The 26736-nt window shown below is 69.9% G+C and carries 24 protein-coding genes, 2 tRNA genes and 1 pseudogene; 10 read left to right on the top strand and 17 right to left on the bottom strand.

The window, feature by feature from the left end:
• The first annotated feature begins 29 nt into the window (after nt 1-29).
• The 3 genes from ACRWK7_RS19655 to ACRWK7_RS19665 all read left to right on the top strand — a co-directional run bounded on the left by ACRWK7_RS19655 (nt 30) and on the right by ACRWK7_RS19665 (nt 3626).
• A complete protein-coding gene (locus tag ACRWK7_RS19655) occupies nt 30-2354 on the top strand; it encodes a flagellar hook-length control protein FliK (protein WP_431857979.1) in 2325 nt (774 codons plus the stop codon).
• Nucleotides 2355-2380: 26 nt separating this feature from the next.
• Complete coding sequence (locus tag ACRWK7_RS19660; RefSeq protein ID WP_431857980.1) at nt 2381-3109, top strand: flagellar hook assembly protein FlgD; 729 nt, start codon at nt 2381-2383, stop codon at nt 3107-3109.
• Between the two features lie 199 nt (nt 3110-3308).
• Entirely contained in the window at nt 3309-3626 is a 318-nt protein-coding gene (locus tag ACRWK7_RS19665; protein ID WP_431857981.1) for a DUF1153 domain-containing protein, read from the top strand.
• A 193-nt stretch (nt 3627-3819) separates the two neighbouring features.
• Here the strand turns inward: ACRWK7_RS19665 and ACRWK7_RS19670 are convergent.
• The 6 genes from ACRWK7_RS19670 to ACRWK7_RS19695 all read right to left on the bottom strand — a co-directional run bounded on the left by ACRWK7_RS19670 (nt 3820) and on the right by ACRWK7_RS19695 (nt 8611).
• Nucleotides 3820-3895, bottom strand: a tRNA-Lys gene (locus ACRWK7_RS19670).
• A gap of 25 nt (nt 3896-3920) precedes the next feature.
• A tRNA-Lys gene (locus ACRWK7_RS19675) sits at nt 3921-3996 on the bottom strand.
• A gap of 139 nt (nt 3997-4135) precedes the next feature.
• Nucleotides 4136-6022 (bottom strand): penicillin-binding protein 2, encoded by a 1887-nt coding sequence (gene mrdA / locus ACRWK7_RS19680; RefSeq protein WP_431857982.1) that lies wholly within the window; start codon nt 6020-6022, stop codon nt 4136-4138.
• Between the two features lie 4 nt (nt 6023-6026).
• Nucleotides 6027-6539, bottom strand: a complete 513-nt coding sequence (mreD, locus tag ACRWK7_RS19685) for a rod shape-determining protein MreD (RefSeq protein ID WP_431857983.1) — start codon at nt 6537-6539, stop codon at nt 6027-6029.
• A gap of 48 nt (nt 6540-6587) precedes the next feature.
• Entirely contained in the window at nt 6588-7463 is an 876-nt protein-coding gene (gene mreC, locus ACRWK7_RS19690; protein WP_431857984.1) for a rod shape-determining protein MreC, read from the bottom strand.
• A 107-nt stretch (nt 7464-7570) separates the two neighbouring features.
• Nucleotides 7571-8611, bottom strand: coding sequence for a rod shape-determining protein (locus tag ACRWK7_RS19695; protein ID WP_014240000.1), 1041 nt, complete (start codon nt 8609-8611; stop codon nt 7571-7573).
• A 336-nt stretch (nt 8612-8947) separates the two neighbouring features.
• Between ACRWK7_RS19695 and phoU the strand changes: the two genes are divergently transcribed.
• The 3 genes and pseudogenes from phoU to ACRWK7_RS19710 form a co-directional block, all read left to right on the top strand.
• Entirely contained in the window at nt 8948-9664 is a 717-nt protein-coding gene (gene phoU / locus ACRWK7_RS19700; protein ID WP_431857985.1) for a phosphate signaling complex protein PhoU, read from the top strand.
• Nucleotides 9665-9784: 120 nt separating this feature from the next.
• On the top strand, nt 9785-10123 hold the full coding sequence (gene hisE, locus ACRWK7_RS19705; protein ID WP_431857986.1) for a phosphoribosyl-ATP diphosphatase: 339 nt from the start codon (nt 9785-9787) through the stop codon (nt 10121-10123).
• A 34-nt stretch (nt 10124-10157) separates the two neighbouring features.
• Nucleotides 10158-11219, top strand: a pseudogene (locus ACRWK7_RS19710) (alpha/beta hydrolase); the annotation flags it as partial.
• On the opposite strand, the gene ACRWK7_RS19715 reads toward ACRWK7_RS19710, so the two are convergent.
• The 4 genes from ACRWK7_RS19715 to ACRWK7_RS19730 all read right to left on the bottom strand — a co-directional run bounded on the left by ACRWK7_RS19715 (nt 11216) and on the right by ACRWK7_RS19730 (nt 15369).
• Nucleotides 11216-11716 carry a GNAT family N-acetyltransferase gene (locus ACRWK7_RS19715; protein WP_431857987.1) on the bottom strand — a complete coding sequence of 167 codons (501 nt, stop codon included), beginning with the start codon at nt 11714-11716 and terminating at the stop codon, nt 11216-11218. The pseudogene ACRWK7_RS19710 and the gene ACRWK7_RS19715 sit on opposite strands and share 4 nt — an antisense overlap.
• A 210-nt stretch (nt 11717-11926) precedes the next feature.
• Complete coding sequence (gene ilvC, locus ACRWK7_RS19720) at nt 11927-12946, bottom strand: ketol-acid reductoisomerase (protein ID WP_431857988.1); 1020 nt, start codon at nt 12944-12946, stop codon at nt 11927-11929.
• Nucleotides 12947-13064: 118 nt separating this feature from the next.
• On the bottom strand, nt 13065-13571 hold the full coding sequence (gene ilvN, locus ACRWK7_RS19725) for an acetolactate synthase small subunit (protein WP_431857989.1): 507 nt from the start codon (nt 13569-13571) through the stop codon (nt 13065-13067).
• Between the two features lie 34 nt (nt 13572-13605).
• Entirely contained in the window at nt 13606-15369 is a 1764-nt protein-coding gene (locus ACRWK7_RS19730; RefSeq protein ID WP_431857990.1) for an acetolactate synthase 3 large subunit, read from the bottom strand.
• Nucleotides 15370-15746: 377 nt separating this feature from the next.
• Between ACRWK7_RS19730 and ACRWK7_RS19735 the strand changes: the two genes are divergently transcribed.
• Nucleotides 15747-16157: a bacteriohemerythrin gene (locus ACRWK7_RS19735; RefSeq protein WP_431857991.1), complete on the top strand. Its 411-nt coding sequence runs from the start codon at nt 15747-15749 to the stop codon at nt 16155-16157.
• Nucleotides 16158-16283: 126 nt separating this feature from the next.
• On the opposite strand, the gene ACRWK7_RS19740 is transcribed toward ACRWK7_RS19735, so the two are convergent.
• Complete coding sequence (locus ACRWK7_RS19740; protein WP_431857992.1) at nt 16284-17492, bottom strand: PLP-dependent aminotransferase family protein; 1209 nt, start codon at nt 17490-17492, stop codon at nt 16284-16286.
• Nucleotides 17493-17510: 18 nt separating this feature from the next.
• Nucleotides 17511-18461 (bottom strand): tRNA (adenosine(37)-N6)-dimethylallyltransferase MiaA, encoded by a 951-nt coding sequence (miaA, locus tag ACRWK7_RS19745; RefSeq protein WP_431857993.1) that lies wholly within the window; start codon nt 18459-18461, stop codon nt 17511-17513.
• A 101-nt stretch (nt 18462-18562) separates the two neighbouring features.
• Between miaA and serB the strand changes: the two genes are divergently transcribed.
• Complete coding sequence (gene serB, locus ACRWK7_RS19750; protein WP_431857994.1) at nt 18563-19465, top strand: phosphoserine phosphatase SerB; 903 nt, start codon at nt 18563-18565, stop codon at nt 19463-19465.
• Between the two features lie 12 nt (nt 19466-19477).
• A complete protein-coding gene (locus ACRWK7_RS19755; protein ID WP_431857995.1) occupies nt 19478-19888 on the top strand; it encodes a hypothetical protein in 411 nt (136 codons plus the stop codon).
• On the opposite strand, the gene ACRWK7_RS19760 is transcribed toward ACRWK7_RS19755, so the two are convergent.
• The 5 genes from ACRWK7_RS19760 to hflK form a co-directional block, all read right to left on the bottom strand.
• Nucleotides 19889-21163, bottom strand: coding sequence for a TylF/MycF/NovP-related O-methyltransferase (locus ACRWK7_RS19760; RefSeq protein ID WP_431857996.1), 1275 nt, complete (start codon nt 21161-21163; stop codon nt 19889-19891).
• A 67-nt stretch (nt 21164-21230) separates the two neighbouring features.
• The gene (locus ACRWK7_RS19765) at nt 21231-22751 is read right to left on the bottom strand and encodes a DegQ family serine endoprotease (RefSeq protein WP_431858017.1); all 1521 of its coding nucleotides are present in this window, start codon (nt 22749-22751) and stop codon (nt 21231-21233) included.
• 254 nt (nt 22752-23005) lie between these two features.
• On the bottom strand, nt 23006-23194 hold the full coding sequence (locus ACRWK7_RS19770) for a DUF2065 family protein (protein WP_431857997.1): 189 nt from the start codon (nt 23192-23194) through the stop codon (nt 23006-23008).
• 110 nt (nt 23195-23304) lie between these two features.
• Nucleotides 23305-24198 carry a protease modulator HflC gene (hflC, locus tag ACRWK7_RS19775; RefSeq protein ID WP_431857998.1) on the bottom strand — a complete coding sequence of 298 codons (894 nt, stop codon included), beginning with the start codon at nt 24196-24198 and terminating at the stop codon, nt 23305-23307.
• 9 nt (nt 24199-24207) lie between these two features.
• Nucleotides 24208-25401 (bottom strand): FtsH protease activity modulator HflK, encoded by a 1194-nt coding sequence (gene hflK / locus ACRWK7_RS19780; protein ID WP_431857999.1) that lies wholly within the window; start codon nt 25399-25401, stop codon nt 24208-24210.
• Between the two features lie 146 nt (nt 25402-25547).
• On the opposite strand from hflK, the gene apbC reads away from it, so the two are divergent.
• Nucleotides 25548-26693: an iron-sulfur cluster carrier protein ApbC gene (gene apbC, locus ACRWK7_RS19785; protein ID WP_431858000.1), complete on the top strand. Its 1146-nt coding sequence runs from the start codon at nt 25548-25550 to the stop codon at nt 26691-26693.
• Nucleotides 26694-26736: the final 43 nt, after the last annotated feature.

A 26736-nucleotide genomic window follows, 5' to 3' on the forward strand; every position in this document is an offset into this window, starting at 1 on the left:
GTGAGAAGCCAGCGCAAGGAAGGCGTCCCATGGAAATCCGCACGTTCGCCCCGCAGACATCTTTCGACTCCTCGTCCGTGGGCGCCGCGACGACGGGCGCCAAGGACGACCTGTTCGCGCAGCTTCTCGACCAGGCTGCGACGCGCGCCGCCGAGCGCCGGCCGGAAGCCCGCAAGCCCGAGCCGCACAAGCCCGCCGCTCCCCGTGAGGAAGCCCGCAAGCCCGAGACCGACGCGCCCGCCACCGAGCGCCCACCGCTCCAGGCGACCCGCTGGCAGGACACCCAGCCGGCGGCTCCGAAGCCGGCGGCCGAGCGCGCCCCGCCGCGCTCGCCGCGCGCCGACGCGGCGCACGCCGCAAACGGCGCCCGCAAGGCGGCGCACGCCGAGGACAGGGCGCCCAAGCCCGCGGCCAAGGACGACGCGCCGCCCGCCAGGACACCGGAGAAGGCGCCGGAGAAGGCCGGCGAGCACGCCACCGCCGCCAAGCCGGCCCGCACCGAACGCAGCGACGGCGCCCGCAAGGCCGACAAGGGCGAAACGACCGGCGACGCCAAGACCGACGAGGCGACCGCCGACGCCGAGACGGCCGCCGCCGGCCAGACCGACGGCGGCGATGCGACCGACACCGCAACCGATGGCCAGCCCGACACCCCCGAGCGGCTCCCCGTCGAACTCGCGACGCCCGAGGCCGGCGCCGCTCCCGAAGGCACGGTCGTGGAGGCCGAGGTGACGGTCGTCGAAACCGTCGTGCAGCTCATCGCCGGGGACGGTTCGGTCACCACCACGACCACCATCCAGGCCTCCGCCGACGTCACCGTCGCCCCTGCCACCGAACCGGGCGCCCCCGCTCCGGTGCCGGGGAAAGCCGGCGATCCCGTGATCGCCACCGGCGCCGATGCCGCCAGCTCCGCCATCACCGGCAAGCCGGCCCAGCCCGCCGGGACGGCGATCGATCCGGCGATGGCCGAGGCGGCGCAGACGGCCCTCGACGCCGCGCTCGCCGCGGCGGCGGCCCAGCCGTCCGGCACGCCTGCGCCAGCCCCCGCCCAGACCCCGGCCCAACCGGGAGCCACGGCCGAGCAACCGGCCGCGGTGAACGCCGCTGCGCCCGCCCCTGGTACGCCGACGGCCGTCCCCGCCGATCCGGCCGCAATGGCCGCGATGGCCGCCGCCATGACGGCGCCCCCGGCCGCTCCGCCCAGCGCTCCGTCCGCCGAAACGGAGCCGGCTGATCCGGACAAGGCCCTCCACGACATCACGGCTGCCGCCGCAGCCGCAGCCGCGCAGCCGGCCGCGATCCCCGCCACGGCCGGGACCACCACCGACTCTGCGAAGACCGACCCGACGATTGCCGAAGCGACCGCCGGCAAGACGGCGCCGGTCAAGCCGGAAGCGCCGAAAGCCGATAAGGCGGACGTGATCGCCGGCGCCGGCACCATCGAGACGGCGAACGCCACGCCCGCCGGCAAGGCGGAGGCGACGGAGACCGCGGTCAAGCCCGATACGACCAAAGCGCCGGAGACGGCCGGCGAGGGCCAGGCCGGACTGCCCGACGATTTGGCCAGCCTGCTCGACGCCCGATCGGCCGAGAAGGCCGCCGACAAGACACCCGAGAAGTCCGGCGTGAAGCCCGCCGCCAAGGGGGCGGCCGAAGCCGTGCGCGACGCCGCCGCGCCGCAGCCGCAGGTCGCCACGCCCGAGCCGGTCGCGCCGGCGCGCACCCTGGACTCCACCGCCGCCGTTGCCGACGCCGCGGCGGTGCAGGAGATCGCCGGCGCTGCGCCGGCTGCACCCACGGCAGAGGCGCCCGGCAACAAGGACCAGGCGACCGGGCACATTCTGCCGGCCGACGCGGCCAAGCCTGCCGCCCCGACCGAAGCAGCGGCCCCCGCCGTGCTGCGGACCATGCGGTCGCCGCACCTGCCGCTGGGCGTGACCGATCAGGTCGCGGTCAACATTCACAAGCACGTGGCCGACGGCAACGAGCGCTTCACCATCATGCTGAAGCCGGAGGAACTGGGGCGCATCGACATCCGATTGGAAATCGCCCAGGACGGGCGGGTGAGCGCCATCGTGGCGGTCGATCGGCCGCAGACGCTGGAGCTTCTGCAGCGCGACGCGCGCGGATTGGAACGGGCCTTGCAAGAGGCTGGACTGAAGGCCGACAGCGACAGCCTCAGCTTCAGCCTGCGCGACGACGGCGCCCCTTCCTTCGCGGATCAGCAGGACGGTGGCCGGCAGAGCACGGGCAAGCGGGGGCGCGGCTTCGGCGGCGGCGATGACGCCGTCGACGACGCGGCGATCCTGCAGACCCTCACCCTAGGACCCGGGCGCGTCGACGTGCGCGTCTGACCCGCCCACCCGGAAAGGACCCCGTCATGACCACCACCTCCACCGTCAACGGCATGGACGTTTCGCAGCTCCAGACGAAGTGGCAGCAGACCAAGACGTCCGACAAGGCCGACGTCAAGACGACGGAGACGAGCACGACGGGTTCGGCCCTCAAGGGCCTGGGCGACAACTTCGGAAGCTTCCTGACGCTGCTGACCACGCAGCTGAAGAACCAGGATCCGACGAAGCCGATGGACACCAACGAGATGACCGCCCAGTTGGTGCAGTTCGCCAACGTGGAGCAGAACATCGGCACCAACACCCGCCTGGACAAGCTGGTGTCGATGCAGCAGTCGGCCCTGGCGTCGAGCAACCTGGGCTACCTGAACAAGACGGTGTCCTACGAGGGCTCCAGCTTCACGCTGGACGCCAACACCACCGACACGCCGCTCGCCTACTCGCTCGACAGCAAGGCCAAGAGCGTCGACGTCAAGATCCTCGATTCGTCGGGCAAGACGGTGCGCACCTTCAAGGGTGAGACCTCGGCCGGCAAGCACCAGCTCAACTGGGACTACAAGGACTCGTCGGGCAACACCGTGCCCGCCGGCACCTACAAGATCACCGCCTCGGCCACCGGCGAGAAGGAGAGCGAGGTCATCTCGCCGAAGACCTACACGTTCGGCCGCGTCGAAGGTGTGGGCTCCAAGGACGGCGAGACCACGCTGATGGTGGGTGGCAAGGAGCTGAAGCTCTCCTCCATCGATTCGGTGCACTGAACGCTGCACGCCGGCCGCCGGCAGCACCCTGCGGCCGGCCGGATATCCGGCATTCGAGCCCAATTCGCCGAGTTATTTGACATCTAAAGCATTAACCCTATCGTTTAGGTATTTGTTAAGTGGCCCCGGTTACACTCCCCAACCGTGGAGAGCACTAGCAGTGGTGGAGCGTCCGCGCATGTCATCTCGCGATACCTTGATGAGCGACGATGGCTCCAACGGAGCGTCGATCATCGGCCCGGAAGGCCGCCCGATAACGGAAGAGGATCTGCCGCCGCCCAACACCAAGCGTTGGGTGATGCGGCGCAAGGCCGAGGTGGTGGCCGGCGTGCGCTCGGGCTTGATCAGCCTTGAGGAGGCGTGCCGCCGCTACACCCTGTCGGTGGAGGAGTTTTTGTCCTGGCAGCGGCTGATCGACAGCCACGGCGTGCGCGGCCTGCGCGCCACGCGCCTGCAGGACTACCGCAACGGCCAGCCGGTCGCCCGGCCGCGCGTGATGAGCGGCGCCGCCGAATAGCCTGCGATCCATCGAGTCGCCTTTAAGGACGAGCTGCCCCAAAGACGCCGCCGGGTTCCGCCGCGCGGCGTCTTTGCTTTTGGATGCCGCTTTTCCCCCAGCCTTCCCCCGCTTCGCGGGAGAGGGGGGCAACATCATCCCGGAAACGACAAAGGCCGCCCGGAGGCGGCCTTGTGGTCAGGTCGGAACAGGATGGTGGGCGCACAAGGACTCGAACCTTGGACCCGCTGATTAAGAGTCAGCTGCTCTACCAACTGAGCTATGCGCCCATCCTGTGTCGGCGTCTTGAGGAGATGGTGGGCGCACAAGGACTCGAACCTTGGACCCGCTGATTAAGAGTCAGCTGCTCTACCAACTGAGCTATGCGCCCATCTCACTCGACTGCACGGCTTCCTGGGAAACCGCCCGTCCGTACTTTCGTTCCGTCCGGCGAGGCCCGCGGTATAGCAAAGGCTCCGGAGCTTGTCGATAGCAAAAAGCGCCGGTGCACCGCGGATTTTTCCGCCCGCTCACCCGCGCGACGGCGGGGCCTTCGGCTCCGGCGCATCGGCCACCGCGGCGCGGCCGGGATCGCGCTTCTGGGTCTCCAGCAGGATGTCGCGCGCGATCGGCGCGGCCGCCGTGGAGCCGCCGCCGCCGTGCTCGACAATCAGGCCGATGGCGTAGCGCGGCGCGTGGACGGGCGCGAAGGCGACGAACAGCGCGTGGTCGCGCTCGCGCCAGGGCAGCTGCTCGTTCTTCTTCACGCCCGTGCTGCGCTCGGCCATGGTGATGCGTCGCACCTGGGCGCTGCCGGTCTTGCCGGCCATCTCGAACCCCGGCTCGGTGATGCGCGCCTTGTAGGCGGTGCCGCCCTGGATGTTGGTGACGGCGTTCATGCCGGCCATCACCACCTCCAGGTGCTCCTTCTTGACGCCGAGGCTCGGCCAGTTCGTCGTCTCCGCCGCCACACCCTTGACCTGCTTGGTCAGGTGCGGCTTGACCGCAAAGCCGCCGTTGGCCAGCCGGCAAGTCATGGTGGCGAGCTGCAGCGGCGTCGCCAGCACGTAGCCCTGCCCGATCGAGGCGATCAGCGACTCGCCCTGCGTCCAGGGCTGGTTCAGCGCCTTCTTCTTCCACTCGCGCGTCGGGATCAGGCCCGGCCGCTCGTGCGGCAGGTCGAGGCCGGACGCGTGCCCCATGCCGAAGCGGTTCGCCATCTCGGCGATGCGGTCGACGCCGAGCCGGCGCGCCAGGTCGTAGAAGAACACGTCGCAGGAGTCGCGCAGCGCCCCCACCATGTCCACCGACCCGTGGCCGCCCTTCTTCCAGCAGTGGAAGCGGTGGTCGCCCAGCTCCATCCAGCCGGGGCAGTGCACGGTGTGCTTCGGGCCGACCAGCCCCGCCTCCAGCGCCGCCATCGCCACCACCGGCTTGAAGGTCGAGCCGGGCGGGTACTGCCCCGCCACCGCCTTGTTGGTCAGCGGCGTGGTGGGGTTGGACAGCAGCTCCTCCCACAGCTCGGCGCTGATGCCCATGGTGAACTGGTTGGGGTCGTAGGTGGGGTGCGAGGCCAGCGCGTAGATCGCCCCGGTGTGCACGTCCATCACTACGGCCGCGGCGCTCTGCTCCTCCGACAGCCGCTTCTGGCAGAACTGCTGCAGCCCGATGTCGATGGTCAGCTGCACCTCGCGGCCGGGTTGCCCCTCGTCGCGCGACAGCTCGCGGATAACGCGGCCGACGGCGTTGACCTCCAGCTGGCTGGTGCCGGCGGTGCCGCGCAGGTTCTTCTCGTGGAACTTCTCCAGGCCGCCCTTGCCGATGCGGAAGCCGGGCAGCGACAGCACGGGATCGCCGTTCAGCTCCGCCTCCGCCACCGCGCCGACGTAGCCCAGGATGTGCGCCGTCGCCTCGGCGAACGGGTAGTAGCGGATCTCGCCGACGTCGATGGCCGCGCCCGGCAGGTCGGGCATGTTCATCTCCAGCGTCGCCACCTGCTCCCAGGTCAGGTTCTCGCGCACGGTGACCGGCACGAAGCGGCGCTTGCGCTGCATCTCGCGCATGACGCGCCGCCGGTCGCCGTCGGTCAGCGGCACGACCTGCGAGATCTTGTCCAGCGTCTCGGGGATGTTCTTGGTGCGCTCCGACACCACGACGACGCGGTAGTTCTGCTGGTTCATCGCCAGCGGCACGCCGAAGCGGTCGGTGATCGGCCCGCGCGACGGGGCGATCAGGCGCAGGCTGATGCGGTTCTCCTCGGCCAGCATGGTGTACTTGGCCGACTGCACGACCTGCAGGTAATAAAGCCGCCCCGCCAGGGTGGACAGCAGGCCGACCTTCAGCCCGCCCAGCACCAGCATGCGGCGGGTGAAGCTGCGGTAGCGGTCGGTGTCGCGCTCGGCGGACAGTCTGGGCATGGGCTCAGCCTTGCAGGAAGGCCCGGTGCACGCGGATGAACAGCCACGCGAACACGGGGAACAGCGCCAGGGTCAGCAGCGCCTGGAAGAACGGGGCGTTGAACGGCACCGCGGAGGCGCTGAGCGCGCACACCACCAGCCATTGCAGCACCGCCGCGCCCAGCACGATCAGGGCGAAGCCGACCCACATCAGGCCGAAGGTGTTGGCCAGGAAGAAGCGGCGCTGCGTCAGCACCGCCCAGTGCACGCACACCAGCGTCAGCGCGTTCAGGCCGAGCGGCGCCCCCGACAGCAGGTCCTGCAGCAGGCCGAGCGCGAACACCGCCCCCGGCCGCAGCAGGTCGGGCCGGTGGATCGCCCAGTAGTAGACGGCCATGAGGGTCAGCGCCGGCGCGATCTCCGTGTAGGACGGGATCTGCAGCGGCACCATGCCGAGCAGCAGCAACATCACCGTGACCGCGAACGGGGCGAGGTTGCGGCCGGTCTTGTCCAGACGCTGCCAGAGAGTAACGGTCATACCCTGCCAATCGCGCCGGCGGCGCGCTCTGTTTCCGTGGAGCCCGTGTTACTTCCAGTCGCGCTGTGGATCCACCTCGCCGGGGCCGCCGGGCAGCCCGAAATCGACGAGCCGGAGGTGCTCCAGGCGCGACAGGTCGGCGATGGGCTGGACACGGACGCCGCGCTCGCCGACGGAGGCGACGACGCCGATGGGGATGCCGGGCGGATAGGCGCCGCCATGCCCCGAGGTGACCACCCGCTCGCCCACCGTCGCCACCGCGTCGGGCGGCAGGTAGATGAGCTTCGGCTGGTCGGAATTGTCGCCCGCCAGCAGCGCGCGCTGGCGCGAGCTTTCCAGAACGACCGGAACGCGGGCGTTGATGTCGGTGATCAGCAGCACGCGCGACGACCACTCGCCCACCTCGACCACGCGGCCGACCATGCCGGAGCCGGCCAGCGCCGCCTGCCCCTTGCGCACCCCGTCGCGCTTGCCGGCGGTCACCACCAGCGTGCGGAAGAAGGTGGCGCCGGGCGCGGCGATGACGCGCGCGGTGATGTAGGACGCCGCCGGGTCCGGCTTGTAGCGCAGGACCGAGCGCAGGCTGTTGTTCTCCGCCTCCAGCCGCAGCGCCGCCTGGCGCCACTGCGTCAGGCGGGCGTTCTCCGCCTTGAGGCGCTGGTTCTCTTCGTAGACGTTCTGCAGATCGACGACGGATTCGATGACGCGGGCGGCGGTGGCGGCGGGGCGCGACAGGGCGTCGAGGATCGGCGCGAAGGCGTCGGTGACGCGCGAGCGCGCCGTATCGACGAAGGCCGGATCGACCTTGCCCACCATCATCAGCGCGACCGAAGCGGCGACCAGCAGAAGGAACGAGAATCGCTGGACGAGCGCCCGCAACGGCGCGGCAAGGCGAACGACGGATCCGGAGGTTCGCGGCTTCACAGGATCATCCCGTCCAGGAAGGCTGGCCGCCACGCGCCCCGTGGCTTCGTCCCGATGCGTTTCAGGCGAATCACGGGGCTCGCGGTATCCAATCGAGGATTACACGATCAGTAAGCGCTGACCAAGACGTTTCGCAGCGTCTTCATCTCTTCGAGCGCGCGGCCTGTGCCCAGCGCGACACACGAAAGCGGATCATCGGCGATGGAGACCGGCAACCCCGTGGCGTGCCGCAGCACGAAGTCCAGGTTGCCCAGCAGCGCGCCGCCGCCGGTGAGCACGATGCCCTTGTCGACGATGTCGGCCGCCAGCTCCGGCGCGGTGTGCTCCAGCGCCACCTTGACCGCCTCGACGATGGCCGAGACCGGCTCGGCCAGGGACTCGGCGATCTGGCGCTCGGAGATGATCAGCTCCTTGGGCACGCCGTTCATCAGGTCGCGGCCCTTGATCTCCAGGATCCGGCCCTCGCCGTCCTCCGGCGGGCAGGCGGAGCCGATCTCCTTCTTGATGCGCTCGGCCGAGCCCTCGCCGACGAGAAGGTTATGGGTGCGGCGGATGTAGCCGATGATGGCCTCGTCCATCTTGTCGCCGCCGACGCGCACCGAGCGCGAGTAGACGATGCCGCCCAGCGACAGCACGGCCACCTCGGTGGTGCCACCACCGATGTCCACGACCATCGAGCCGGTCGGCTCGGTCACCGGCAACCCGGCGCCGATCGCGGCGGCCATGGGCTCCTCGATGAGGAAGACCCGGCGCGCGCCGGCGGCCTCGGCCGATTCCTGGATGGCCCGGCGCTCGACCGCGGTGGAGCCCGACGGCACGCAGATGATGACCTGCGGGCTGGCGAAGCTGCGGCGGTTGTGCACCTTGCGGATGAAGTGCTTGATCATCTCCTCGGCGACTTCGAAGTCGGCGATGACGCCGTCGCGGAGGGGGCGGATGGCCTGGATGTTGCCGGGCGTGCGGCCCAGCATCATCTTCGCCTCGTCGCCGACGGCCAGCACCTGCTTCTTGCCGCGGACGTTGGCGATGGCCACGACCGACGGCTCGTTCAGCACGATGCCGCGGCCCTTCACGTAGACCAGGGTGTTGGCCGTCCCCAGATCGATCGCCATGTCGGCGGACAGAACGCCGAGAAGTTTGGAAAGCATGGACCCGACTACTTCTTCATGCGGTTGAGACGGCCTGGCCGGCATCGCGGGTCCGAGGAACCGCATCCGCCGCCCGTTGCATAGACGAACACTTGACCGCGCTCAAGCGGAGAGTGCGGGTCGGAGGCGACCGTGCGGCAGGCCCCGAACGGCCTGAACACTGGCCCAACAGGGTTAATTTTCCGTTATGCCCCGCGCGCCGCGGCCCCGCCTGTTCTAGGGGGAATCGCTGCGGCGCCGCAACGGCTTTGTCGTGGCGGTGGGCACCTTTGCGCTTATCGGATGCCAATCACCGGGCAAACGCGTAAGGTGCGCCCACTTGCCCCGGAGACCTCCATGAAGCCGCCCCACCGCCACATTGTCACCGCCTACGAGGAGGCGCTGAAGAAGCTGCGCTCCGGCGTGGTGGAGATGGCCGGGGCGGCGGAAACCCAGGTGGACGGTGCGCTGGCCTGCCTGGTGCAGCGCGACCCGACGCTGGCCAGAGAGGTGGTGCGCGGCGACGGCCGCCTCGACCGCGAGCAGCAGGAGATCGAGGCCGCCAGCATGCGCCTGCTGGTGCTGCGCCAGCCGGTGGCCGACGACCTGCGCGAGGTGATGGCGGCGCTGAAGATGGCCGGCAGCCTGGAGCGCATCGGCGACCACGCCGCCAACATCGCCAAGCGTTCCGCCGCGTTGCGCGGGCTGCCGGACACGCCGGCGCTGGCCGGGCTGCCGGCGCTCGGCCGGCTGGTGCGGGAGCGGCTGGGCACGGTGATCGACGCCTACGTGGAGGGCGACGCCGAGCGCGCCCTGCAGGTCTGGCGCAACGACGACGAGGTGGACGCGCTGCACTCCAGCGTCGTCCAGGCGGTGACCGCCGCCGCCGCCGAGACCCCGGACCGCTTCCAGGCGCACATGCACCTGCTGTTCATCGCCAAGGGTCTGGAGCGCATCGGCGATCACGCCACCAACATCGCCGAGACCGTCCATTTCCTGGTGACCGGCCAGCCCCTGTCCGACGAGCGCCCGAAGGCCGACGAAGCGAGCGGCGCGACGCCGCGCGACTCCTGATCGAAAGTTATAATCCCTTTGATTGTGACAACGCCCGACCCTGGTCGGTTGGGTGATGGAAAGTGCTGCCCGGAAAGGTTAATTTGAAACAAAGGAAATTTCCGGAGAAGACCGCACGATATGTCCAACGACCTCCGTCGCCTGTACGACGCCGTCCGCGAGCGCAAGGGCCGCGAACCCTCGGATTCGCGCACCGCCAAGCTGTTCGCCGCCGGCCCGAAGAAGATCGCCAAGAAGGTCGGTGAGGAGGCGGTCGAGGTGGCGCTGGACGCCATGGCAGAGGACCGCGAGGGCGTGATCAACGAGAGCGCCGACCTGCTCTACAACATCGCCGTGCTCTGGGCCTCGCTGGACATCCACCCCGACGACATCTTCGCCGAGCTGCGGCGGAGGGAGAGCCTGTACGGGATTGCGGAAAAGCTGCCGAAGCTGAGCGTGGTAAACGGAAACGGGAAGTAGGCCCCCGCGCCGGAACGAACGTGCGCGAGGCGGAAGCGCTGGCGTCGTCATAAGGGCTGCGCCATACAGAAGGTTGCTCTTCGCTGCCCCTGGTGAGACCGCGATGACTGGCTGGTGGCGTTGGATCGCGGCTTTTGCTCTGCTTCCTTTGATCCTGACATGGCCGGCGCGCACGATGATGGAATCGCCAGCAGCGTTGTCCCTCGGCCCAGCTACGCTCCATGGCACGCTCTCGCGGCCTGACGGGGAGCATTGCGCCCCGGGCGTGCTGATCCTTGCGGGCTCTGGCAGCACGGATCGGGACGGCAACAGCGTGCTACCCGACGGCGTCATGCTTCGGAACGACAGCCTGAAGCTGCTGGCCGCAGGTTTAACCGCCAGGGGCATCGCGGCGCTCAGGGTGGACAAGCGCGGCGTTGGAATGAGCCGCGTTCCGACTCTGGATGAGAGCGATCTGCGCTTCGAAACCTACGTGTCGGATGCCCGCGCCTGGGCGATGTGGATGGCCAGCCAGCCCGGCATCGCGCGGGTGAGCGTCCTTGGACACAGCGAGGGGGCCCTTGTGGCGGTCAGGGCCGCGCAGGAACTGCCCGACGTTGCATCCCTGGTCAGCGTCGCAGGCGCAGGAGAGCCTGCTGGCCAGACGATCCGCCGCCAGCTCGCCGAGGCCGGTGTGGAGAAAGCGCTGCGGAAGGAAGCGGATCGCGTGCTGTCGGCTGTCGAAGCTGGGCAGCGCGTTGCGAACCCGCCGCCGGCCCTGCACGCCCTGCTCCGCCCCAGCGTGCAGCCCTATCTTGCTTCGTGGCTTGCGCTTGACCCCGCCGCCGAGTTCGCGAAGCTGCGCGTTCCGACGCTGGTCGTTCAAGGCACCACAGACCTTCAGATTTCGCTGGCTGACGCCCAGTTGCTCACCGCGGCAAAGCCCGGCACCAAGCTGTTGGTTCTGCCTGGGATGAATCATGTTCTGAAAGAGGCTCCGGCGGACCGGGCGAGCAATTTCGCAACCTACAGCGACCCGCACCGCGCGCTTGCGCCGGGGCTCGGCGGCGGCATCGCGGATTTCGTCATGGCCGCGACGCCGCCCGGCTGCCGTTAGTCTCTGGCTTGATACCGGGCGCGCAGTTCCTCGTCGTAATAGCGGTCTTCGATCTTGAGGGCGCGGCGTTCCAGGCCATAGACGTGGAAGCCCATGCGCTCGTAGAGGCGGCGGGCGCTGTGGTTGTCGCAGCCGACGACCAGCTGGACAACCTCCACCACGCGGTCCGCGTGGTGGAGCAGGGCTTCGATCAGGGCCTGCGCAACGCCCTGCCCGCGGGCGGACTCCCGGACATACATGCCCCACAGCATGCCCTTGTGGGATTCCTTTCGGTTCGGCAGGACATAGAAGCCGACCGTTCCGACCAGCGCGTCATCGACGAACGCGCCCCACACAGCGGTTCGGGCGATGCGTTCGGAGAAGAACGTCAGCGGCTCCGCCGCCTCCTTCTCACGGTCCGCCCCAAACGCCGGCGGGTGCCGTTCCAGTCCTTCCAGGCGCAGGGCGCGCCACGCTTCGGCGTCGGTCTCGGCGAGGCGGCGGACGGCCACCAGCATCACGGCCTCCCTGTTTCAGTTGGGGCGCTTCTCTGATGGCCTGAACGTCCCTACTCCCGTCATCCCGGCTTTCGCGGGGATGGCGAAAGAGACAGGCTCGGATCCGTTGGGAAGGTGCCTGCGCATGCCAGGATGCGGACCGCGCTCGGCGCCCGCAAACAAAAAGCGCGCCCCGAAGGGCGCGCTTTCCGTTCCGGAAATCCGAAAGGCTCAGTTCTTGGCCTTGTCGACCAGACGGCGCTCCGCGATCCAGGGCATCATGGCGCGCAGCTTCTCGCCGACCTGCTCGATAGAGTGCTCGGCGTTGCGGCGGCGGATGGCCTTGAAGCTCGGCTGGCCGGCCTTGCACTCCAGCATCCAGTCGCGCACGAAGCGGCCGGACTGGATATCGTCCAGGACGCGCTTCATCTCGGCCTTGGTCTCGGCGGTGATGATGCGCGGGCCGGTCTTGTAGTCGCCGTACTCGGCGGTGTTGGAGATCGAGTAGCGCATGTTGGCCATGCCGCCCTCGTACATCAGGTCGACGATCAGCTTCACCTCGTGCAGGCACTCGAAGTAGGCCATCTCCGGGGCGTAGCCGGCCTCGGTCAGCGTCTCGTAGCCGGCCTTGATCAGCTCGGTCAGGCCGCCGCAGAGCACGGCCTGCTCGCCGAACAGGTCGGTCTCGCACTCTTCCTTGAAGGTGGTCTCGATGATGCCGGCGCGGCCGCCGCCGATGGCCGAGGCGTAGGACAGCGCGATGTCCAGCGCGTTGCCGGTGGCGTTCTGGTGCACCGCCACCAGGCAGGGCACGCCGCCGCCGCGCTGGTACTCGCCGCGCACGGTGTGGCCCGGGCCCTTCGGGGCGATCATGAACACGTCGAGGTCGGCGCGCGGCTCGATCAGGTTGAAGTGCACGTTCAGGCCGTGCGCGAACACCATCGAGGCGCCCTGCTTCATGTTCTTGGCGAGGTCGTCGCGGTACAGGTCGGCCTGCAGCTCGTCGGGGGTGAGGATCATCACCACGTCGGCCCACGCCGCGGCCTCGGCCGGGGTCATGACCGTGAAGCCGGCGCCTTCCGCCTTCTTGGCGGTGGCCGAGCCCGCACGCAGCGCCACGCGGACGTCCTTGACGCCGCTGTCGCGCAGATTGTTGGCGTGGGCGTGGCCCTGGCTGCCGTAGCCGACGATGACGACCTTCTTGCCCTTGATCAGGTTCACGTCGGCATCACGATCGTAGTAGACGCGCATGGGATGATTCCTTGGTCTCACAAATGTTGGTGTTGCCCGCAACTGCGGGCGGATTACTCCACCGGCGGCGGCGCCGCGTCAAGCGACTCCGCCGCCGGCGGTGGAAAAGTTCCGTCCGTCAGAAGCCGGCCGGGCCCTTGGACATGGCGAGCACGCCGGTCCGGCTGGTCTCGACCATGCCGAGCTGGCTCATCAGCGCGATGAACTCCTCGACATGGTCGGTGGTGCCGGTCAGCTCGAAGATGAACGACGACAGCGTCGCGTCCACCACGTTGGCCTTGTAGATGTCGGCCAGGCGCAGCGCCTCGATGCGCTTGTCGCCGGTGCCGGCGACCTTGACCAGCGCCAGCTCGCGCTCGACGCGCGGGCCGTCGTCGGTGAGGTCGCGCACCTTGTGCACCGGCACGAGCCGGTCGAGCTGCGCCTTGATCTGCTCGACGATCATCCGCGTGCCCGAGGTGACCAGCGTGATGCGCGAGGTGTGGCCGGTGTTGTCCACCTCGGCCACCGTCAGGCTTTCGATGTTGTAGCCGCGGCCCGAGAACAGGCCGATGACGCGGGCGAGGACGCCCGGCTCGTTGTCCACCAGCACGGCGATGGTGTGCTTCTCGATCTTCTCTTCCATGACCCGGAACTCCGCCAAGCTCAGTGGTTCTTGCTTACACCAGCACCATGCCGTCCTCCGGCGTGGCCTGGGACGGGCTGTCCTCCGGGCCAAGCAGGATTTCGTTGTGCGCCTTGCCGCCCGGGATCATCGGGAAGCAGTTCTCCTTCGGATCGACGATGATATCGACGATCACCGGCCGGTCGGTGACCGCCAGCATCTGCTCGATCACCCGGTCGACGTCCGCCACCGTCTCGGCGCGCAGGCCGACGCAGCCCCAGGCCTCCGCCAGCTTGACGAAGTCGGGCAGCGCCTCCGAGTAGCTCTCCGAGTAGCGCGAGCCGTGCAGCAGCTCCTGCCACTGGCGCACCATGCCCATGTACTTGTTGTTCAGGATGAAGATCTTGACCGGCGCGCGGTACTGCACTGCGGTGCCGATCTCCTGCATGTTCATCAGGAACGAGGCCTCGCCCGACACGTCCACCACGATGGCGCCGGGGTGCGCCAGCTGGGCACCGATGGCCGCCGGCAGGCCGTAGCCCATGGTGCCCAGGCCGCCCGAGGTCAGCCAGCGGTTCGGCTGGTCGAAGGGCAGGAACTGCGCGGCCCACATCTGGTGCTGGCCGACTTCCGTGGTGATGTAGTGGTCCTTGCCCTTCAGCGCCTCGCGCAGCCGCTCCAGCGCGTACTGCGGCTTGATGACGGCTTCGGTGCGGTGGTAGTTCAGGCAGTTGCGGCCGCGCCACGCGTCGATCTGCGCCCACCACGCCTTCAGCGCCGCCTTGTCGAGCTGCTTCTGCCTGGCCTTCCACAGCCGGATCATGTCCTCCAGCACGTGGGCGCAGTCGCCGACGATGGGGATGTCCACCGCGACGTTCTTGTTGATCGAGCTGGGGTCGATGTCGACGTGGATCTTCTTCGAGCCCGGCGCGAACTCCGACAGCTTGCCGGTCACGCGGTCGTCGAAGCGGGCGCCGATGTTGATCATCACGTCGCACCCGTGCATGGCCAGGTTGGCCTCGTAGGTGCCGTGCATGCCCAGCATGCCCAGCCACTGCGGCTCCGACGCCGCGAAGGCGCCCAGGCCCATCAGGGTGGAGGTCACCGGGATGCCGGTCATCCTGGCGAACTGCGTCAGCAGCTTGGCCGCCATCGGGCCGGAGTTCACCACGCCGCCGCCGGTGTAGAGGATCGGGCGCTTGGCCGAGGCGATCAGCTCGATGGCCTCCTCGACGCGGCTCAGCTCCGGCTTCACCTGCGGGCGGTAGGTCTTGTGCTTCACCTCGGTCGGCGGCACGTAGGTGCCCTCGGCGAACTGCACGTCCTTCGGCAGGTCGACCACCACCGGGCCGGGACGGCCGGTGCGCGCCACGTAGAAGGCCTCGTGCAGCGTGCGGGCCAGCTTGTTGACGTCCTTGACCAGGTAGTTGTGCTTGGTGCACGGCCGGGTGATGCCGGTCGTGTCGGCCTCCTGGAAGGCGTCGTTGCCGATCAGGTGCGTCGGCACCTGGCCGGACAGGCACACGATCGGAATCGAGTCGCACAGCGCGTCCAGCAGGCCGGTCACCGCGTTGGTGGCGCCGGGTCCCGAGGTCACCAGCACGCAGCCCACCTTGCCGGTCGAGCGGGCGTAGCCCTCGGCCGCGTGCACGGCGGCCTGCTCGTGGCGTACGAGGATGTGCTTGAGGTCGTTCTGCTGGAACAGCGCGTCGTAGATGGGAAGTACGGCGCCGCCGGGATAGCCGAAGATGATATCGACGCCCTGGTCCTTCAGGGCCTTGATGACGATCTGCGCGCCGGTCAGCTTCTGTTCGGGCATGGTTCGACCTTTTTGCTGGCGCCCCCGGACGGGGCGTCGTTCGCTCGTTCCCCGCCGCGGCGCCCTGCCCTTCCAGGCAAAAACAAAGGGTTACCCCTCCCGCACCGCAACCGGGAGCGGCAAGCTAGACAAAACCGGTGCCGAAGGTCAACCCATTTTGCGAAGTTTCATAAAGCTTTTTTGCCGCAGCTTTTCCGAATATTGCGCGCACCCGCATGGCAGGCATGCGGCTTGAGGCCCCGTGGCCGGCGCGTGGCGCCCTCCCTCGGCATGCGCGACCCGCGCCCGCCTTGACGCGGCGGCGCCGCGCTTCCCATCATGGGCGCGGCCAGCCGTGCTCCCGGCCGGGCGAAGGGATGTTCGGGAAGGATACGGCCATGTCGACGACCTATGCATGGTCTCCGGCCTACGAGATCGACCGGGGCGTGATCGACGCCCAGCACCGCCAGCTGCTGGAACTGGCCAACCTCGTCCGGCAGGCCGTGCGCGAGCACCGCGGCGATGCGGTGCTGAAGGTGCTCGGCGAGAGCTTTGCCGCGCTGGAAAGGGAGGCGCTCCGCCACTTCGAGACGGAGGAGGCGGAGCTGGAGCGGCTCGGCAGCCCGCTGCTCGCGGAGCACCGCCGGCTGCACGCGCAGATCCTCCGCGAGGCGCGCGCCATCCACCAGGACATCGTGAAGGACTGCCCGACCGACCTGGCGGGCACCGTCGAGGTGTGGATGCTGGACCGGCTGATCACCCACATCGTGCGCGACGACCGCGCGGCGTTCGACGCGGCGAAGACGTAAGCGCTCCGCGCCTGCACCGCCCCGTCACGGCCGGGCCCAGGCCCGGCCATCCACGCACCCGAACCTTCGGAAGCGCTCAAGCGCGCGGATGCCCGGGACAAGCCCGGGCACGACGGCCTATCGGAATCACACCCGCTTCAGCAGCTCGCAGATCCGCCGCACGCCTTCGCGGATGCGCTCGGGCGAGGTGGCGGAGAAGCTCATGCGGATCGTGTTCTTGCCCGAACGGTCGGCGAAGAACGCCGAGCCCGGCACGAACGCCACGTTGGCCTCCTTGATCGCCCGCTCCAGCAGCTGCGTGCCGTCGACGTGCTCCGGCAGTTCCAGCCAGACGAACATGCCGCCCTGCGGCTTGGTCCAGGTGACGCCGGGCGGGGCGTATTCCGCCAGCGCGGCGAGCATGGCGTCGCGGCGCTCCTTGTAGTGGCTGCGCAGCGTCTTGACGTGGCTGTCGAAGATCTGGCTGACCACGTCGTGCAGGATGATCTGGTTGATGGTGCTGGCGTGCAGGTCCGCCGCCTGCTTCATCAGCACCAGCCGGTTGACCACCTCGGCGGTGGCGAGGACCCAGCCGACGCGCATCGCCGGCACCATGGTCTTCGAGAAGGAGCCGCAGTAGATCACGTTGGTCGGCTTCCCGCCGTGGCGCGCCGCGTCGAGCCCGACCAGCGGCGGCAGCGGCTCGCCGTCGTAGCGCAACTCGGTGTAGGCGGCGTCCTCGACCACCGGCACGCCGTGCTTTTCACACAGGTCCAGCAGCGCCTCGCGCCGGGCCAGCGACACGGTGGTGCCGTTCGGGTTCTGGAAGTCGGGGACGAGGTAGAAGAACTTCGGCTTCTCGGCCAGCGCCGCCTCCAGCGCCGCCAGCTCCGGCCCCTCTTCGTCCATGGGGACGGAGATGTAGCGCGGCTCGTAGGGCGAGAAGGCCTGCAGCGCACCCAGGTAGGTCGGCGCGGTCACCACCACGAGGTCGCCCGGGCCGATCAGCAGCTTGCCGATGAAGTCCAGCGCCTGCTGCGAGCCGCTGGTCACCAGCACCTCGTCCAGCCCGGCCTGGACGCCGTGCTTGCCCATGTAAGTGCAGATCCACTCGCGCAGCGGCGTGTGCCCCTCGGAGATGGTGTACTGCAGCGCGCTGCCGGCGCCGGCGTTGGACTGGAACACCTTCTGGTAGGCGTGCGCGATGGCGGAAGACGGGAAGAAGTCGGGATCGGGGATTCCGCCGGCGAAGGAGATGATCTCCGGCCGGTTCAGCAGCTTCAGCAGCTCGCGGATCTCGGACGCGCTCATGCCGGAGACGCGCCCGGCAAACACATGGCCCCAATCGACAGTCACTTTCCGTCCTCCAGAGACTCAATCGCGCAAGGTCGTTTCAAGCGGTCCGAGAATGGCATCCCGAGACGCCGCCGTATAGATCATAGGAACGGCATGGCAGCCCTGCGCGCGTTTGTCCAGGAGTTGATGGCGGAACCACGTCAACTGCCGCTTGGCATAGTGCCGCGTCGACTGCTGCGCCTTGGCGGCCGCCGCCTCCAGCGACAGGTCCCCGTGCAGGTGCGCGCGCAGTTCCGGCACGCCCAGCGCCTTCATCACCGGCAGGGCCGGGTCCAGGCCCAGCGCGTCGAGTTCCCGCACCTCCTCCAGCGCGCCGCGCTCCAGCATCCAGGCGAAGCGCGCGTCGCAGCGGGCGTAGAGGTCGGCGCGCGGCGGGTCGATGACGTAGACCTGGAATCGCAGGCCCGGCGGCGGCCCCTCGGCGTGCTCCGCCTGCCAGGCGGACAGCGGCCGGCCGGTCGCCTCCAGCACCTCCCAGGCGCGGGTCAGCCGCGTGGTGTCGCCGGGGTTGAGCCGCGCCATGGCCGGGTCGCGCGCCACCAGCTCGGCGCGGAACGCCTCGCCGCCCAGCGCCTTCAGCCGCGCGTGCGCCGCGTGGCGGATCGCCTCCGGGACCGGCGGGACGGTGCTCAGCCCCTCCATCAGCGCGCGCAGGTACAGCCCGGTGCCGCCGACCACCACCGGCAACCGCCCAGCGGCGCGGGCGTCCGCGATCTCGGCCAGCGCCATGTCGCGCCAGCGCGCCGCCGAGCCGCGCTCGGAGCCGGGCAGCACGCCGTACAGCCGGTGCGGCGCGCGCGCCAGATCCTCGGCGCCGGGGCGGGCGGCGAGCACGTCCAGCTCGCGGTAGAGCTGCATGCTGTCGGCGTTGATGACGGTGCCGCCGAACGCCTCGGCGATGTCGACGGCGAGGCCGGACTTGCCGGACGCGGTCGGGCCGCCGATGACGATGACCAGGGTGCTGTCCATGGCCCACCCTACGAAACCGGCGCGCCGGCACCAAGACCGTTTCTCGCCGCCCCCGCTCTGTGCTACGGAGCGCCCGCGCCCTCCAACCGCACCGGTGCCCCATGCAAGCCGTCGTCACGCTGATCGCCAACCCCACGACCTCCGTCCTCGACGCCGACGCGGCGCAGGCGGTGCGCTCCGCCCTGACGGGGCTGGGGGCCGAGGTGTCGAAGCCCGACTGGCTGGCGCCGGGGGCCGCCTGCGACTTCGCCTTCGAGGGGCTGGCGCCCGAGCAGGCGGAGGCCGCGGCGCGCCACGCGCTGGGCGGGCTGCCGGTGGACGTTATCGCCCAGCCGCGCGCCACGCGCCGCAAGCGCCTGCTGATCGCCGACATGGAATCGACGATCATCCAGCAGGAGATGCTGGACGAGCTCGGCGACTACGTCGGCCTGAAGGAGCACATCGCCGGCATCACCGCGCGCGCCATGAATGGCGAGATCGACTTCAAGGGCGCGGTGCACGAGCGCGTGGCGCTCCTCAAGGGCCTGTCGGAGCGCGTGCTGGACGAGGTGTGGGCGCGCGCCGAGCTGATGCCGGGCGCCGCGGCGCTGGTCGCCACCATGCGCGCCAACGGGGCGGTGTGCGTGCTGGTGTCCGGCGGCTTCCGCTGCTTCACCCGGCGGGTGCGCGACTGGGTCGGCTTCGACGAGGACCGCGGCAACGAGCTGGAGGTGGCAGACGGCGTCCTCACCGGCCGCGCGCTGGAGCCGATCCTCGACAAGACGAGCAAGCTCGACTCGCTGATGGAGTACGCCGGGGCGCACCGCATCCCGGTGGCCGAGACGCTGGCGGTCGGCGACGGCGCCAACGACCTGCCGATGCTGCTGGCCGCCGGCCTCGGCGTCGCCTACCATGCCAAGCCGGCGGTGGCGGCCGAGGCGCGCGCGCGCGTCGATCACGGCGACCTCACGGCGCTGCTGTACGCCCAGGGCTACCGGGCCGGCGAGATCGCCGAGGCAAAATAAGGAACGGCTGCGATGAGCAAGGCTCCCCACGTCATCGACATGGTCGATCCGGCAATGTCGGACGACCAGCGGCAGGTGGAGTTCACGCTGGTGCTGAGCGACGGCACGCAACTGCGCACCGCGGTGCTGCCCGAGCACCTGTCCGGCATCACCTCGACCTTCCTCAACTACGCCCTGGTCGCGCACAACCGCCTGCGCCAGCTCGGGATGGCCGGCGAGCCGGAGATCCGCACCGACGTGCCGCCCACTGAGGTGACCGGCATGGCCTTCGGCCAGTCGCCGGACGGCAAGGGCGCGCTGATCCTGATGTTCGGCGCCGCACAGCTGGCCATCCCGGTGGAGGCCAACCACCTGCGCAGCCTCGCCCTGCAGACGCTGGCGCTGGCCGACGCGCTGGACGGGAAGACGCCGATCAAGCAGTAGTCAGAGGATCCGCACCGCGACCTGCTTGGTGAACGGGCTCAGCGCGAACACCTCCCAGCGCGCGCCGGTCGCCTGCGCGAACTCCTGGAACGCCTTGTACTCGTCGTCGCGCCAGGTGCGGTTGCCGACGAACTCGTCGAAGACCAGCACGCTGCCTGGACGGATGCGGTCCGCCAGCGCGGTCAGCACCGTCTTCGCCGACGAGTAGATGTCGCTGTCCACGTTGACCAGCCGCACGTCGCCCGGATGGGCGGCCAGGAACGCGGGCAGCGTGTCCTCGAACCAGCCGGCGTGCAGCGTCACGTTCGGCCGCACCGCGGGCAGCTGCCCCCCGGCGGACAGCACGCCGCGCGGCTCGGCGCCCCAGGCCTCCGGCAGCCCCTCGAACGAATCGAAGCCGTGCACCGCCTGCCCCGCCACGGCGGCGATGCGGTCGATGGAGGTGCCGCGGCGCACGCCGAATTCCAGCACCAGGCCGGGCACCGCCGCCCGCGCCACCGCGTGCTCCAGCAGCAGGCCGCTCAGCGCGAACAGCCGCACGTCGGTGCTGAGGAACGGCGCGACGGCGTCCACCGAGTCCCACAGCGCCCGGCGGCGCGGCTGGCCGGCGACATGCGAGGCGTGGAGCGCCCGCGCCCCGGCCTCGTCGCCGAGCAGCCGGCGGTAGACGGCGAGCAGGGCCCAGTACTTGCCGTTGGCGCCGCGCTGCGTCACCGCCCGCTCCACCCGCCTTAGCGCTTCGTCGGGGCCGTGCAGGTGCAGCGCCGGTGCGTGGCTGCCGAGCCACGCCGCCGCGTGCTCGGCGTCGCGCGCCAGCAGCGCGTCGAAGGCGGCGAGCGCCGGCGCGGCGTTGCCCAGCGCGTTGTGGCAGAGGCCGACCTCGTACAGCAGGTCGATGCTGGGATCGGGCTCCTTTGCGGCGACGCGCAGTGCGTCGGCGTAGCGGGCGTCGCGCCGGTAGGCGCCGGCCAGCGTGTCGGTCAGGCCCGGCAGCTCCGGCGCCAGCGCCGCCACGCTCTCCAGCACGCCGACGGCGCGGTGCGCGTCGCTCGCCGCCAGATGGGCGCGACCGAGGTGGAAGAGCGCTTCCGGGTCGCTGGGATGTTCCGCGAGAGCGCGGCGCAGATGCGCGAAGGCGCGCGCCGGCTCACGCCGGGCGGCGTGGGCGGCGCCCAGCAGCACGTCGGCGCCGGGCACGTCGGCCAGCCGCTTCAACGCCGCGTCGAAGCGCCCCGCGGCGAGCAGGGCGCGGGCCTCGTGCAGGGCATCGGTCACACCAGGTTTCCCCAAAAAGAAAGGCACCGGCGGTCGCCCGCCGGTGCCTTAACCCCCGCAAAAATGCCTACCCCTGCCCCAGCGGCAGGGCCACGAAGCGCAGGTCGCCCTGGCGCTCGATCAGCAGCAGGATCGACTTCTTGCCCTGTTCGCGCGCCTTCTGGACCTTGGCGGCGACGTCGCCCGGAGCCTTCACCTCCTCCTGGCCGACCTCGATGATGACGTCGCCGGGGCGCACGCCCTTCTCCGCCGCCGGGGTGCCGTTCGCCACCTCGGTGACCACGACGCCCTTCTGGTCCGCCTTCAGCTCGAACTGCTGGCGCAGCTCCGGCGTGATGCCGGTCAGCTTCAGGCCCAGCGCCTCGGTCGGCTTCGGGGCGTTGCCCTTCGGCTTCTCGGGCTCCTCCGGCGCGTTGGCGAGCAGGCCGGACTCCTCGGCCGCCTCCAGCTCGCCGACCTTGACCTGCATGGTCTGCGCCTTGCCCTTGCGCCACACCTCGACCGGCACCGACTTGTCGATGGCGGTCTCGGCGACGACGCGCGGCAGGCGGCGCATCTCGTTGATGTCCTTGCCGTCGAACTTGGTGACCACGTCGCCGGCCTGGACGCCGGCCTTGGCGGCCGGGCCGTTCGGCGTCACCGAGGCGACCAGCGCGCCCTTCGGCGCCGGCAGGCCGAGGCTCTCGGCGATCTCCGGCGTGACGCCCTGGATGCGCACGCCGAGCCAGCCGCGCTTGGTGCGGCCGAACTCCTTGAGCTGGGCGACGACCGTCTTGGCGATGTTCGACGGAATGGCGAAGCCGATGCCGACCGAACCGCCCGACGGCGAGAAGATCGCCGTGTTGATGCCGATCACCTCGCCGCCCAGATTGAACATCGGGCCGCCCGAGTTGCCGCGGTTGATGGCGGCGTCGGTCTGCAGGAAGTCGTCGTACGGGCCGGCGTTGATGTCGCGCTGGCGGGCCGAGACGATGCCGGCGGTCACCGTGCCGCCCAGGCCGAACGGGTTGCCGATGGCCACCACCCAGTCGCCGACGCGCATGACGTCGCTGTCGCCGAACGGCACCGCGACCAGCGGGTGCTGCGTCTTGATCTTCAGGAGCGCGATGTCGGTCTTGCTGTCGCGGCCGACCAGCTCGGCCTTGATGTTGGTGTCGTCCTGCAGGATGACGGTGATCTCGTCGGCGTCCTGCACCACGTGGTTGTTGGTGACGACGTAGCCGTTCTTGGCGTCGATCACGAAGCCGGAGCCGAGCGACGTGGCCTTGCGCTGCGGCGCGTCGGGCCGGTCGCCGCCGTGGCGGTCGAAGAAGTCCTTGAAGAACTCCTCGAAGGGCGAGCCCGGCGGGAACTGCGGGATCTCCGGCCGCGAGCCTTCCGGACGGTCCTGGCCGCCGGGGGCGCCGGGACGGCCCGGGCGCTCGGCCCGCTGCGGGGCGGCCTGGGTGGTGGAGATGTTGACGACGGCGGGCAGGAGCTTCTCCGCCAGGTCGGCGAAGCCGTTGGCCGGGCCACCCGGGCGGGCCTGCGCCGCCGCGGGGCCGCTGACCGCCGTGAAGCTCAACGCTCCGGCCAGGGCCAGGGCCATCGGCAGCGCGGCCAGCCGGCCGATCAGGCCGCGGCGCGGAGCCGGCGTGAAGATGTTGTCGTTGTCTCGATTCACTGGGGTGATCTCCCTGCCACGAACGTCCGCGCCTTCGCGGGCGGCGGTTCACACGCGTCCTGACTGCCGGATGTAATCCGTGCGCGAAAGCCCTGCAAGCAGGCACGCGGACGTCCGCCAAAAGTCCGGTCGCGAGTGTATGAAGACGAGTATGGTGGAAAAAAGGCGATTCGCAACGCTCAGGCTGCGCGAATCAGCCACACGAGGCCGACGCCGAGCACCGCGGCGGCCAGACCGGCGGCGCGCATCTGCGTCTCGGGCACGGCGAGCGCCTGTTCGATCATGCGGCGCATGCCCGTGGGGAACAGCGCGTACAGCGAGCCCTCGATCACCAGGAGCAGGGCAAGGGCGGTGAGGAGGTCGTCCATGGATGATCTTCGATTCGGGGAACACGTGCCCCCACCCCTTACCCCTCCCCCGCTTTGCAGGGGAGGGGTAAAATGCACTCTAAGGAGCGGGGTGGGGGCAAGCGATGCCCTTACTGCGCCGCCTGCCGCGCCGGCGCGGCGCCCGGAGCGGACTCGTTGAAGTAGCGGAAGAACTCGCTCGTCGGCGACAGCACCAGGGTGGTGTCGTCCTTGTTCAGCGACTTCCGGTACGCCTCCAGCGAGCGGTAGAACGCGTAGAACTGCGGGTCCGACGAGGTGGCGTCGGCGATGGTCTTCAGCGCCTGGTTGTCGCCCTCGCCGCGCTGGATCTGCGCGTCGCGCTGGGCTTCCGCCAGGATGACCGTGCGCTCGCGCTCGGCGCGCGCCTTGATCTGCTGCGACTGCTCCTGGCCCTGGGCGCGCGCCTCGGCCGCCTCGCGCTCGCGTTCCGAGCGCATGCGGGCGAAGATCGCCTGGCTGGTCTCCTCGGGCAGGTCGGCGCGGCGGATGCGGACATCGACGATCTCGATGCCGCGGCTCTTGGCCTCGGCGTTCACCTGGTCGCGGATCTCGTTCATCACCCGCGCGCGCTCCTCCGACAGCACCGCCAGCAGCGTCACGCTGCCCAGCACGCGCCGCATCGCCGAGTTGACGACGCTGCCCATCTGGGCGCTGGCCGCCTGCTCGGTGCGCAGCGACTGGAAGTAGCGGACCGGATCGATGATGCGGTAGCGGGCGAAGGCGTCGACGTCCAGGCGCTTCTGGTCGGCGAGGATCACCTGCTCGACCGGCGGGTCGAGGTCGAGCACGCGGCGGTCGATGTAGACCACGTCCTCGATGAAGGGGATCTTCATCTTCAGGCCCGGTTCCTGGATCACCCGCTTGATGGCGCCCAGCTGGACGACCAGCGCCTGCTGCGCCTGGGTGACGGTGAACAGCGAGGCCGAGGCCAGGATGACCAGGGCCACCAGCGCCACGCCGGCGATCATGAGGGTTCGGTTCATGGCGTCACCTCACTGGCGCTGCTGGCCGGCCTTGGCCGGCGCGGGGGAAGCCACGGGGGGCTGGAGCTTGTCGAGCGGCAGGTAGGGCACCACGCCCTGGCCGCCCCCGGCGTTGCCCTCGATGATCACCTTGTGGGCGCCGCTCAGGATCTGCTCCATGGTCTCGAGGTACATGCGCTTGGCGAGCACTTCCTTCGACTGGCTGTAGGCCTGGTAGATCTTGGTGAAGCGCTCGGCATCGCCGCGGGCCAGGTTGATGACCTGCTCGCGGTAGGCCGACGCCTCCTGGATCAGCCGCTCGGCCTCGCCGCGGGCGCGCGGGATGACGTCGTTGCGGTAGGCCTCCGCCTCGTTGCGCAGGCGCTCGCGGTCGGCGCGGGCGCGCTGGACGTCGTTGAAGGCGTCGATGACCGGCGCCGGCGGGTCGGCCTTCTGCAGCTGCACCTGGGTGATGGTGATGCCCGATTCGAACTCGTCCAGCATGGCCTGGAGGAGCTGCTTGGTGGCCGCCTCGATCTGCGCGCGCGCCTCGGTCAGCGCCGGCTGCAGCTCGGTGCGGCCGATGACCTCGCGCATGGCGCTCTCGGCCGCCTTCTTCACCGTGCCCTCGGGGTCGCGGATCTTGAAGAGGTACTGGCCGGCGTCCTTGATCACCCAGAACACCGTGTAGTCGATGTCGATGATGTTCTCGTCGCCGGTCAGCATCAGCGATTCATCGGAGACGTCGCGCTCGTTGCGGCGCCCCTCGGTGGCCGAGCGGAAGCCGATCTCGATGCGGTTGATGCGCGTCACCTTGGGCAGCAGCACCGACTCGATGGGCGCGGGCATGTGGTAGCGCAGGCCGGGCTGCTCGGTGCGCACCCATTCGCCGAAGCGCAGCACCACGCCCTGCTCGTCCGGCTGGACGCGGTAGATGCCGGTCAGCCCCCACAGCACCAGCAGGCCGCCGAGCACCAGCGCCAGGCCGCGCCCGGTGCCGAAGCCGCCGGGCACCACGCGCCGCAGCCGGTCCTGGCTGCGGCGCAGCAGGTCCTCAAGATCGGGAGGCTGCGGCCCGCCGCCGCCACCCCCGCCGCCACCGCCGGGCGGACGTCCCCACGGGCTGGGCCCGCCACCACCGTTACCGCCGCTGCCGGGGGGTGGCCCCCAGGGGCCGCCACCGCCGCCCCCGCCTTGCCCCCCGCCTTGATTGCTCCACGGCATACCTGTGATCCCCCTCGCGTCTCGTTGCCGGTGTTTCCGGTCGCTTTACCATTATTGCCGGCCAGTTCTATAGTGCGCCCTCCCGCTTGGCACACCTGAACCGGCGGTCATCCGCAGATATCGGGAAAGAACCGGAGTTTTCAACCATGGCGCAGGTCACCGAGGCGCAAGTTATTGCAGCGCTGAAGACCGTCATCGATCCCGAACAGGGGAAGGACATCGTCACGCTGAACATGCTGTCCGGCCTCGTGGTCCGCGACAGCAACGTGGCGTTCTCCATCGAGGTCGACCCCAAGCGCGGCGCACAGGCCGAGCCCGTCCGCCACGCCGCCGAGAAGGCGGTCGAGGCTCTGCCGGGCGTCACCTCGGTGACGGCCGTGCTCACCGCCCACCGCCCGGCCGGCGCGCCGAGCGCCCCCGCGCAGCAGCAGGGCCACGGCCACGCCCATGGCGGCCACGGGCATGCCCATGGCCAGGGGCAGCAGCAGAAGAAGCTGGTGCCGGGCGTGAAGGCCATCGTCGCCGTCGCCTCCGGCAAGGGCGGCGTGGGCAAGTCCACCACGTCGGTCAACCTCGCGCTGGCGCTGGCCGCCAACGGGCAGAAGGTCGGCCTGCTGGACGCCGACATCTACGGCCCCTCCATGCCGCGCATGCTGAACATCCAGGGCCGCCCGGTCACCCACGACGGCCAGACGCTGGAGCCGATGGAGAACTACGGCATCAAGGTGATGTCCATGGGCTTCCTGGTGCCGGAGGACACGCCGATGATCTGGCGCGGCCCGATGGTGATGAGCGCGCTCCAGCAGATGCTGGGCGACGTCAACTGGGGCGAGCTGGACGTGCTGGTGGTGGACATGCCGCCGGGCACCGGCGACGCCCAGCTGACCATGGCGCAGCAGGTGCCGCTGGCCGGCGCGGTGATCGTCTCGACGCCGCAGGACATCGCGCTGCTCGACGCCCGCAAGGGCCTGAACATGTTCCGCAAGGTGGACGTGCCGGTGCTCGGCATCATCGAGAACATGAGCTACTTCTGCTGCCCGAACTGCGGCCACCGCACCGACATCTTCAGCCACGGCGGGGCGCGCAAGGAGGCCGAGGCGCTGGGCACCGACTTCCTGGGCGAGGTCCCGCTGGACATCGCGATCCGCGAGACCTCCGACCAGGGCCAGCCGATCGTCGTCTCGCAGCCCGATTCGGCGCACGCCAAGGTCTACCGCGCCATCGCCCGCGCGGTGTGGGAGAAGGTCGGCGGCGGCGCCACCCGGCAGGCGCCGCGCATCGTCATGCAGTGAGGCAAGACGGGAGGGCTCCGGCCCTCCCGTTCCGCATCGGGAT

The organism is Azospirillum sp. (assembly GCF_050789165.1).